Annotated in this window: 7 protein-coding genes; all 7 read left to right on the top strand. The window is 49.7% G+C overall.

Going from position 1 to position 8,232, the window contains the following annotated elements; all coding sequences use genetic code 11:
* Nucleotides 1-415: penicillin-binding transpeptidase domain-containing protein (locus tag AC9UES_RS05765; protein ID WP_509527519.1), on the top strand; the 415-nt coding region annotated here is incomplete at its 5' end.
* A 6-nt stretch (nucleotides 416-421) separates the two neighbouring features.
* Nucleotides 422-1,819: a UDP-N-acetylmuramoyl-tripeptide--D-alanyl-D-alanine ligase gene (locus tag AC9UES_RS05770; protein WP_509527522.1), complete on the top strand. Its 1,398-nt coding sequence runs from the start codon at nucleotides 422-424 to the stop codon at nucleotides 1,817-1,819.
* Nucleotides 1,816-2,901: a phospho-N-acetylmuramoyl-pentapeptide-transferase gene (mraY, locus tag AC9UES_RS05775; protein WP_509527524.1), complete on the top strand. Its 1,086-nt coding sequence runs from the start codon at nucleotides 1,816-1,818 to the stop codon at nucleotides 2,899-2,901. Before AC9UES_RS05770 ends, mraY begins: the two co-directional genes overlap by 4 nt.
* Nucleotides 2,894-4,369, top strand: coding sequence for a UDP-N-acetylmuramoyl-L-alanine--D-glutamate ligase (murD, locus tag AC9UES_RS05780; RefSeq protein ID WP_509527527.1), 1,476 nt, complete (start codon nucleotides 2,894-2,896; stop codon nucleotides 4,367-4,369). The genes mraY and murD overlap by 8 nt, the downstream gene beginning before the upstream one ends.
* The gene (gene ftsW, locus AC9UES_RS05785) at nucleotides 4,362-5,594 is read left to right on the top strand and encodes a putative lipid II flippase FtsW (RefSeq protein ID WP_509527529.1); all 1,233 of its coding nucleotides are present in this window, start codon (nucleotides 4,362-4,364) and stop codon (nucleotides 5,592-5,594) included. The genes murD and ftsW overlap by 8 nt, the downstream gene beginning before the upstream one ends.
* Nucleotides 5,591-6,667 (top strand): UDP-N-acetylglucosamine--N-acetylmuramyl-(pentapeptide) pyrophosphoryl-undecaprenol N-acetylglucosamine transferase, encoded by a 1,077-nt coding sequence (locus AC9UES_RS05790; RefSeq protein WP_509527531.1) that lies wholly within the window; start codon nucleotides 5,591-5,593, stop codon nucleotides 6,665-6,667. Before ftsW ends, AC9UES_RS05790 begins: the two co-directional genes overlap by 4 nt.
* The gene (murC, locus tag AC9UES_RS05795) at nucleotides 6,664-8,046 is read left to right on the top strand and encodes a UDP-N-acetylmuramate--L-alanine ligase (RefSeq protein ID WP_509527534.1); all 1,383 of its coding nucleotides are present in this window, start codon (nucleotides 6,664-6,666) and stop codon (nucleotides 8,044-8,046) included. The genes AC9UES_RS05790 and murC overlap by 4 nt, the downstream gene beginning before the upstream one ends.
* The last annotated feature ends 186 nt before the right edge of the window (nucleotides 8,047-8,232 follow it).

Below are 8,232 nucleotides of genomic sequence, written 5' to 3' on the forward strand. Positions count from 1 at the left end.
TGGTTGCAGAGACGAAAACGGAGATATGACTTCGATACCGAAATCAACCGCCACCCAAGTGGTATCAGCACAAACCGCCCAAGAGGTCGTTTTGATGCTTGAGGAAGTTGTCGAAGACGGGGCGATTGGTAGAGCTACCGCTGTCCCCGGTTATCGTTCCGCTGGTAAAACTGGCACCGCAGAAATCCCAGAAGGCTCTGGCTACGGAGATTACTTTGCCACTTCGTTCCTAGGAATGGCTCCAGCCGAAGATCCCCAGTATGCAATTGGAGTAATGGTTTACAAACCGAAACAGGTTTACACAAACTCTCAAGCGGCCGTGACTAGCTATCAAAAGATTCTTTCTCAAGTGCTTTTGACCAACAGAATTTCACCCTCGACAAGTGTCTCTCCGGACATCCCAACGGAGTGGTAGAAGATCATGATCAATCTAAGACTCAGCGATCTGGCGCAAATTTTGAATGGCACCTTGGTGGGCGATGCAACTGCTGAAGTATCTGGAACTGTCGAGACCGATTCCAAGCTAATTAGTTCAGGCGGCCTGTTTTTTGCCAGGCCTGGCGAGGTTACAGACGGTCACAACTTTGTTGGTGACGCTTTGGCTAGAGGTGCTATTGCCGCGGTCGTGCAAAGGCAATTGCCGGAACCAATTAATCAGATAGTTGTAAAAAACAGCGAAGAAGCACTTGGCGTCTTGGCTTCTTGGTTGGTTGGCGCGCTCAAGCCCAAAGGCAAGCTGAAAGTTGTTGGGATCACTGGTTCAAATGGTAAAACAACCACAAAGAACATGCTTCGAGAGATTCTTAGCCGGGTGGGACCAACTATTGCCCCGATCGAATCCTTCAACAATCGAGTCGGGGCTCCGATATCTATTTTGCGTGCTGACGAGCAAACAGAATTTCTTGTTGTTGAAATGGGTGCCGAGGGTATTGGCAGCATCGAGTATCTAGCCAAAATGGCAGACCCTGACATCGGGATTATCTTGAAAGTTGGCCTGGCCCATGTTGGAGAGTTCGGTGGCATTGATGTCACAGCAAAGATCAAATCTGAACTTGCTAGCGCATTACGGCCGGGGGCCAAAGTGGTACTAAACGTTGACGACAGCTACGTTCGCGACATGCATCAGGTAACCAAGTCTGCAGTTAGTTGGTTTGGTACAAGCGCTGAGGCGAGTTACCGAGCTTCGAATGTGACCACGATGGTGGATGGAACCAGCTACACGATGCACTGGCCAGATGGTGATGAGCAAACCATTCGTTTAAACATTCTCGGAGACGTTCACGTCATGAACGCACTGGCTGCTTCTTGCGCAGCACATTTGCTGGGAGTGAGCAAGCAGATCATCGCTGAGGCACTTGGGTCAATTCAGCTTGCTGAGCGCTGGAGAATGCAACGGGTAGTTAGAGCCGACGGCGTGACGGTAATCAACGACGCCTACAACGCGAGCCCTGATTCCATGAAAGCCGCACTTCAGACTTTGGCACAACTTGGCAGATTCGGCTCAAGAACCATTGCAGTGCTTGGACACATGGCCGAGCTCGGTGACGTGTCGGTGTCAGAGCACGACAGCATAGGAAGACTTGTTGTGCGGCTAAACATTGATCAACTTGTTGTGGTTGGCGAAAAGGCCAAAGTGATTCACATGGGGGCTAGTCAAGAAGGCTCATGGGACGGCGAATCAAAGTTTTTCCTCTCGATTGACGAGGCTTTGGTGTATCTGCGTGGGATACTCTCTCAAGGCGATACTGTCTTGGTTAAATCCTCCAAGTCAGCAAACCTAAGGGTTCTGGGAGACCAGCTTATGGAGGCAGTCAAGTGAGAGCATTACTTGCCGCTGGGGCTATCAGCTTGGCGTTTACATTGTTTTTGACCCCGGCATTTATTTGGCTTTTCCGGAAGTGGAAATGGGGGCAGTTCATTCGCGAGGATGGACCCAAGACTCATCACATCAAACGAGGCACTCCCACAATGGGTGGCGTTGTCATTATTTTTGCATCTGTCATTGGTTACTTCACTGGAAAGCTAATCAACGGTGAAGCACCATCAATTTCGGCGCTGCTGGTTATCCTGGCGATGGTTGGACTAGGAATTGTCGGATTCATTGACGATTTCATCAAGACTCATAAACAAAGGTCCCTGGGGCTTGGCGGCTGGGCCAAGATTGCGGGTCAAGCTGTCGTGGCTGTGGCCTTCGCGTTTTTTGCATTCGGAAGCCCAAACGAACGCGGGGTAACTCCGGCTTCTACACAGATATCCGTTATCCGGGACACCGGTTTTGACTTGATGATGTTTGGCAGTGTCGTCGGCTCGATTTTGCTGGTCCTTTGGATATTCCTACTTATATCAGCAACGTCGAATGGCGTTAACATCACCGATGGACTGGATGGGTTAGCCATCGGCGCCAGCATTATGGCCATCGGCGCCTATGCCGTGATTGGGTTTTGGCAATTTAATCAGGACTGCGCGCGAGTTATTGAAAATGTTGCGAGTTGTTATGAAGTTCGTGACCCTCTAGATCTTGCAGTTATTGCTGCTGCGATTACTGGAGCGGGAATCGGGTTCCTCTGGTGGAACACCACTCCGGCGCAAATCATCATGGGGGACACTGGCTCAATGAGCTTGGGAGGTGCTCTTGCGGCACTAGCGATTCTTTCGAGAACTGAAATCCTGCTCGTGCTAGTTGGTGGCTTGTTCGTTATTGTTACCGGTTCAGTTATTTTGCAGCGGGCTTACTTCAAAATCACCAAGGGTAAACGTATTTTCCTGATGAGTCCCTTGCACCATCATTTTGAGCTGAAGGGCTGGGCCGAGATAACTGTAGTGGTCAGATTCTGGATCATTGCAGGACTTTCGGTCTTGTCTGGAATCGGACTGTTTTACCTTGAGTGGATTTATGGCTAACAAATTGGATTCTCTGGATCACCTTTCCAGTTGGCACTCCGATTGGTCTTCAATCTCAGTCGTAGTTGTTGGATTGGCAAAAACTGGATTCTCGGTTGCAGACACACTTCATGAGCTAGGAGCCAAAGTGCTAGTTGTAGCCGATTCCGCCTCCGCTGAAATTTTGGACATCGTCGAAGTGCTTGGAATACCTTCGGCTATCGGGAAACTCACCGAACAACAAATTGCAATCGAGGATTTCAACCCAGACCTTATTGTTGTTTCACCCGGCGTTGCGCCCACCAATGCTCTCGTGCAAAGCGCAGTTGACAGAGATATTCCTATTTGGGGAGATCTCGATTTGGCTTGGAGGCTTAGAGACAGGTTTGACGTCAAACAAGAGTGGATTTGCGTCACCGGAACAAATGGAAAAACCACGGTGGTTGAGCTAACCGAAGCTATGCTTCTTGCCTCCGGAGTTAGAGCTGTGGCCTGCGGAAACATCGGGAAACCAATTCTGGACTGCATTCGAGACCCTGCAGAGTTCGAAGTACTGGTTGTCGAAGTTTCTTCATTTCAGCTGCACTACATGAATCACATTGAGCCATTTAGCGCTACGTGCCTAAACATTGCCGAGGATCATCTGGATTGGCACGGCAGCTTTGAGGCCTATCGACTCAGTAAAGAGCGTATCTATCACGGAACAAAAGTTGCCTGCATCTACAACCTCGAAGATTCCGCTACCGAACAGATGGTTCAGGCTGCAACGGTCCAGGATGGTGCCAGAGCAATTGGTTTTGGCCTCGGAACACCAAAACCTAGCAATGTTGGATACGTCGACGAATTCTTAGTTGACCGAGCATTTTTGGACCAACGTGCCGATAGCGCTTTGGAGATTGCCAGCCTCGAAGACTTCCATGGGTTGGGAGTTCTAACGCCGCATCTGCTTAGCAACATAGCAGCAGCAACTGCGTTAGCAAGGTCCTTTGGTGTGCCACCTGCGGCCTGTCGAGAGGCATTGCGGAACTTCCGTGTTTCTTCCCATCGAATCGAGCTGGTGCTAGAACAAGACGGCGTTCGTTACATTAATGACTCCAAAGCAACTAATGCCCACGCCGCATCGGCTTCGCTATCTTCATTTGAGAGCGTGGTCTGGATTCTTGGTGGACAGCTCAAGGGAGTGGACATTTCGGGCTTGATTGCAAAATTTGCCAAGCGCTTACGTTCAGCCGTTGTAATAGGTGTCAATCGTAAGGAAATTCTTGAGAATTTTGCGACGTTAGCACCAGCTGTCACCGTGTTCGAAGTTGCCGATTGCGACAATGTCATGGAACGAGCTGTTGAATTCGCTTCGAGCTCCGCAGAAGCCGGGGATGTTGTTCTACTTGCCCCAGCGGCTGCCTCAATGGATCAGTTCGAAAGTTATCAAGATCGCGGCATGAGGTTTTCGGAAGCGGTTGTGAAAATAGTTGGAGGATCCAGTGTCTAAAGTCAGGGGCTCTAGAAAATCCAAAGTGTTAGCTGGCATGAAAGCTAAGTCATTCCGCCCCAAGGGTGAACGGCGTCAAAGAATAGCCGAGTGGCTAAGGGATAACTTCCAGGCGGAATCGATTTACTTCTACCGACTTGCAGGGCTAACGGGATTTCTGGTTGTTTTTGGTCTCGTGATGGTGCTCTCGTCATCTTCAATCGATTCGCTAGTTGCAAACCGAGATGCTTTCTACGTTTTTTCTAGGCAGTCGCTTTACGCCGTGGTAGGTCTCGGGGCGATGCTTTTCATCTCAAGTCTCAAGCTCAAAGTAATTCAGAATCTAGTGAAAGCCGCGGTGGTTTTTGGGTTCGCGCTTCAGCTTTCGGTGCCGTTTATTGGTATCACAGTCAACGGAAACACTAACTGGATTTCTATTGCTGGGTTCACCCTTCAGCCCGCGGAGTTTCTAAAGGTCGCTCTAATTATGTATATGGCCTGGTTTGTTAGTAACCGTGAGCATGAGCTTGATGACCCGAGAAGAGTGTTGCTGCCTGTGCTCATTGTCGGAGGAGCGGCGTTGGCGCTTGTGATGCTTGGTAGAGATTTGGGAACAGCAATCATCATTGCGCTCATCGTTTTCGGCACACTAGTTATCACTGGAGCTCCTCTCAGGCCTCTGATTCAAGTCTTTGTTGGAGTAGCAATCGCAGGTGCTTTGGCAGCCTTTTCAAGTGCCTCACGTATGGCAAGAATAAACGCTTGGCTTAATCCTGACTCTGCCTCATCTGACGCTTTCAACTGGCAGTACGAGCATGGGACGTGGGCTCTTGCTGCTGGGGGAGTGTTTGGGGTTGGCTTAGGCAATTCAAAGATGAAATGGTCCTGGATTCCTGAAGTTGAGAACGACTTTATTTTTGCCGTGATAGGTGAGGAGCTCGGTCTCATTGGAGCCCTCGTGGTGATTGGAATCTTTGCGTTACTAGTTTCTTCTCTTATCGGAATAATGAACCGATCTGATTCGAGCTTCGGCAGAGTCATAGTCATTGGTGTCATCGTCTGGATTGTGTCCCAATCCGCAGTGAACATTGCAGTAGTTCTTGGGGTTCTGCCTGTTTTGGGAGTTCCTCTACCGTTGATTTCTGCAGGTGGTTCATCTTTGATAGCCACGCTCGGGGCAATTGGAATAGTACTGGCGATTGAGAAAGATAATCATCGAAACGGCGCTAGGTCTAACAGACGATGACGAATTATCTTTTGACAGGGGGAGGCACGGCAGGTCACGTCAACCCGCTTTTATCCATCGCTTCGGCGCTGCTAGCAAAAAACCAAGGCGATAAGGTTTTTGTTCTCGGAACCAGTTCTGGATTGGAGTCAAGGCTTGTTCCAGAGGCGGGACTGCCACTGCTACTTATTGAAAAACTTCCATTTCCGCGCAAGCTTGGCTTTTATGCACTCGTGTTTCCTTTTCGCTTTCTTGCTTGCGTTAGGCAGGTAAAAAAGTACATCAAGCAGCACAAGATTACGGCCGTTGTTGGGTTTGGCGGATATGTGAGCGCTCCGGCGTATCTCGCGGCAAAGCAATTGAAAGTTCCTCTTGTTTTGCATGAGGGGAACGCGTTGCCTGGAATTGCAAACCGTCTAGGTAATCGCTTCGCTTCGGCTGCCGGCAAGGCCTTCAGATCTGCCAACCTGGCTAACTCTGAATTTGTTGGTATGCCTATCCGGCCAGCAATAACGGCATTGGCAAGATCTAAAGATGTTGAAGCGGCAAGAAAGTTTTTTGGACTAAAGCCTCAAACGACAACGCTTCTAGTTACTGGGGGCTCTCAAGGGGCAAGAAGCATCAACCAAACTATCGATAGATCTAGAGCCGTGCTCGCAGCAGCGGGCGTTCAAGTTCTGCACATCATCGGAGCATCCAGTGAGCTAGCAGAGGTTTCTGAGCCCGAATACAAAAGAGTTTGCTACGTGGACCAAATGGAGTTAGCTATTGCAGCCAGTGACTTTGCGGTGTCTCGTGGAGGAGCGGCAACAGTTTCGGAGTTCTCCGCGGTTGGTTTGCCTGCTCTTTACATTCCATATGGGGTTGGCAATGGAGAGCAGAAGTTTAACTTGCTAGATGTTCTTGCTGCGGGCGGAGCGATAACAGCCACAGACAAGGAATTCGATGAGCAGTATGTGAGGTCGATACTGATTCCATTGATTTCGGATTCAAAACGGCTCGCTCAAATGTCGGAATCGGCCAAGCAAGCTGGCGTGCTAGATGGAACCGAGCGTTTTATCGCCTTGATCGACGAGGTAGTGTCAAGAAGATGATAAAACCAGACTTTTCTGTGCCGGTTCCAAATAATCTTGGCAATGTTCACTTCATTGGCATTGGCGGCTCTGGTATGAGCGGTATTGCACGGATTCTTATAGGTTTGGGGCACCGGGTATCTGGAAGTGATGTTAGGTCCAGCCCAAACATTCTGGCCCTGGAGAGCCTGGGTGCCAAGATAACCATCGGACATGATGAGGCGAATTTAGCTAAAGCCGATACCGTAATTATCACAAGTGCTCTCTGGCCGAATAACCCCGAGTATTTGCTCGCGATTAAGAAACAGATTCCGGTTCTTCATCGCTCGCAGGCACTGGCGCATTTAGCTTCCAAGAAAAGACTTGTGTCCGTAGCCGGGGCGCACGGCAAGACCACTTCCACGGGAATGATAATCACCGCGTTGTTGGGGCTAGGTGAAGACCCAAGCTTTGTAAACGGGGGAGTCATCAGTTCTATTGGCGCCAGCTCCGGCAGCGGCAAGGGTGAACTATTTGTAATAGAGGCCGATGAATCCGATGGGTCATTTCTTCACTACGATACTTCAGTTGCCCTAATTACCAACGTTGATCCCGACCACCTCGATCACTATGGCAGCATCGAAGCTTTCCACCAGGTCTTCGCCGACTTCGCCAACAAATCAAAAGAGCTAGTTGTCATCAACTCGGAAGATGCTGGATCGGTAGCTGTTGCCAAGCTTGTTGTTAAACCAATGATTAGCTTTGGTGAATCCGCTTCTTCGGATGTGAGGGTAAGTGACATTGTTGACAATGCACAGGTGAGCTTTAGCCTCAGTTACAAAAACCAGACGCTCGGTTCTACCCTTCGCATCGCGGGTAGGCACAATGCCATTAATGCCGCTGGCGCAGTTGCCACCTTGATTGGTTTGGGTTTTGATTTCGAAAAAGCACTTGAGGAGGTTGCAAAATTTTCGGGCACTGAGAGGCGTTTCGAGCTTCATGGCGAGAGACGAGGTGTGAGAGTCTACGACGATTTCGCACATCACCCGACTGAGGTAACGGCAGCTCTAAGCGGTGCCCGAGCGGTAGTGGGTAGCGGAAAACTTGTCACTGTTTTTCAACCTCATCTTTATTCAAGAACCAGATTGTTTGCTAAGGAGTTCGCACAGGCCTTAGCTGCCAGTGATCAAGTAGTTCTTTTGGACATCTATGCAGCCAGGGAAGATCCCGAACCTGGAGTAACCGGGGAGCTGATTCTGAACGCTTTCGTTGATCAGAAAAAGATTCACTACGTCAAAACTTGGTCGGAGGCTCCGAAGGTGGCATCGAATTTGGCTGGCCCTGGGGATTTCATCGTCACAATGGGCTGCGGAGATGTTTACAAGATGGTCCCGGAAATTCTCGAAGCTTTAGAAGGCTAGTAAAAGCTATGGAACGCCCGAATCAAAAGAAGAAGCCAGCAAAAGGTGCCATGTATGGCACGCCACTTGCCAGGGCACCTCGCAGAGTAATGGCTCGTGATCTCGAGAATTCTGTTTTTTCAAGAATTATCTCAGCGCGGCGAGCTAAGCGCATCGCGGCGACTTTAACGGTTGGTTCGATCATGA

The organism is Rhodoluna sp. (genome assembly GCF_044232805.1).
Taxonomy (GTDB): Bacteria; Actinomycetota; Actinomycetes; order Actinomycetales; family Microbacteriaceae; genus Rhodoluna.

What these genes read in the sequence shown, in the direction of transcription:
- AC9UES_RS05770 (WP_509527522.1), top strand. Translation starts at nt 422, where the DNA reads ATGATCAATCTAAGACTCAGCGATCTGGCGCAAATTTTGAATGGCACC.
- murD (WP_509527527.1), top strand. Translation starts at nt 2,894, where the DNA reads ATGGCTAACAAATTGGATTCTCTGGATCACCTTTCCAGTTGGCACTCC.
- AC9UES_RS05790 (WP_509527531.1), top strand. Translation starts at nt 5,591, where the DNA reads ATGACGAATTATCTTTTGACAGGGGGAGGCACGGCAGGTCACGTCAAC.
- murC (WP_509527534.1), top strand. Translation starts at nt 6,664, where the DNA reads ATGATAAAACCAGACTTTTCTGTGCCGGTTCCAAATAATCTTGGCAAT.